Source organism: Wolbachia endosymbiont of Drosophila barbarae (genome assembly GCF_044752445.1).
Lineage (GTDB): Bacteria > Pseudomonadota > Alphaproteobacteria > Rickettsiales > Anaplasmataceae > Wolbachia > Wolbachia pipientis.
This window is the reverse complement of the sequence record NZ_JBIXJM010000209.1, coordinates 1-1,671: the sequence shown is the minus strand read 5'-3', so window position 1 is coordinate 1,671 and position 1,671 is coordinate 1. Positions and strand designations below refer to the sequence as shown.

2 protein-coding genes and 1 pseudogene are annotated in these 1,671 nt (G+C 36.0%); 2 read left to right on the top strand and 1 reads right to left on the bottom strand.

The window, feature by feature from the left end:
- Nucleotides 1-197: 197 nt before the first annotated feature.
- Both dut and ACIPNH_RS04730 read left to right on the top strand, forming a co-directional pair.
- Nucleotides 198-659: a dUTP diphosphatase gene (gene dut, locus ACIPNH_RS04735; RefSeq protein WP_006279458.1), complete on the top strand. Its 462-nt coding sequence runs from the start codon at nt 198-200 to the stop codon at nt 657-659.
- 78 nt (nt 660-737) lie between these two features.
- Nucleotides 738-998, top strand: coding sequence for a hypothetical protein (locus ACIPNH_RS04730; RefSeq protein ID WP_400771989.1), 261 nt, complete (start codon nt 738-740; stop codon nt 996-998).
- Between the two features lie 58 nt (nt 999-1,056).
- Here the strand turns inward: ACIPNH_RS04730 and ACIPNH_RS04725 are convergent.
- Nucleotides 1,057-1,671 (bottom strand): annotated as a pseudogene (locus ACIPNH_RS04725) (transposase); the annotation flags it as partial.

The following is a 1,671-nucleotide window of genomic DNA, read 5'->3' as shown; positions in this document are numbered from 1 at the left end:
ATACATTAAGTAATCCTTACCTTTTAATCTGCAGATTGGCGAAAGCAAATACAATAGCTTCAGTTTCATGATAAGGGGGCTGGCGGAGTTTGTCAAGGAATTTTTATGGCTGCGCTGGAATGACATCATTTACATTTATCACTTTTGCAGATACAATTTACATGCTATAATTGAGTCTTCATAGATGGTAAATTGGAGTGCAAAGAAGTAAAATTAAAGTAGAAATAAAAAGATTATCACACGGAGAAGACTTGTCTCTTCCATGTTATGCAACTACGCAGAGTGCTGGCATGGATCTTTATGCTGCATTGAATGATTCTGCTGTTTTAAATCCACTTGAAAGATTACTTGTTCCAACTGGAATTGTGATTGCAATACCAAACGGTTTTGAGGGGCAAATCCGCCCACGTTCTGGTCTTGCTGCAAAACATGGAATCACTGTCTTAAATTCTCCGGGTACTATAGACTCTGATTATCGAGGTGAAGTTAAAATTTGTCTAATTAATCTAAGTAATCAGCCATACGAAATAAAAAGAGGAGATAGAATCGCACAAATCCTTATTTCTCCTGTATCTCAGGTAATTTGGGATGACAGAGAAGAATTCTGCGCAGAAGAAACCGGTCGCAATGCAGGGGGCTTTGGCTCAAGCGGCAGGTAGCTTACGAAAAAGCTTGACTATGACAGTTCTTTTATACACAATTTAAGCATATTAATATTTTATTAAATGAAGTAGTTTATGCTAACTTTCAAAAATCATTGTGGCCAGCTCCACAAAGCAAACACTGTATTTGTTGCATTTACTGCTATATACGTTATAGGTGGATTAGCAATACTTTCAACACCGCTTTGGAGGCCTTCAACTTGCAAGCTAGCAGCTTTTGCAGCTACACCACTTGGAATGGGCGTTTTAGCATTTGTTGATGCTGCGCTGACTTATTTAGCAAATTGCACAACAGATAATGTCATTCCAGTGCTCCCTTTCTTGTCATCCAAGTAGCTGACACTGGGATGGCTTTGTTGCATCACACTTTATGAGATGGTGATTTATGGTAAATTCATGTAACTATCTCAAATTTAGCCATACCAATATCAGTGAATTTATTAAGCAAATAGCATTTGATTAGCAGTTCTTTTTCTCGATTTATCTCAGATTTATTCCTAAAACTAAATCCGAATATTTGCTTTAATCTTGAGAAAAACCCTTCAATATAAGATCTTTTCCCATAATTTACTTCTTTTTTCCATTCTTTCATGCCATCTTCACCGTATAATTTTATTAACCTAATAGCAGCATTCCTGTCAGACATATAATCTATTTCTGGATGTTCTGCCGCATTGTTTATTGGTGGAATTTTTGTCTTTATATCATATTCGTTACACAACTTATAAAACTTGTGCCTATCACATGCTCTATCTGCATATAGTGCTTTTATGGCATGCTGAAAATCAACTTCTTTTAGCAAATCACAAGCTCCATAGTGATCAGAGTAGACACCGTTACTGTATTTTACAGCTATGGCTTTTTTGTTGTTTATATTCAACATTACGTGCAATTTTCTCGTTTGCTCATAGCCACGATATTTTCTGTCAGTGCTATTTTCCTTGCTGTGTGTTGTTGTATATACTAATTCCTGTACTGTCTATAGCAATTTCGATATCTTCCATATTAT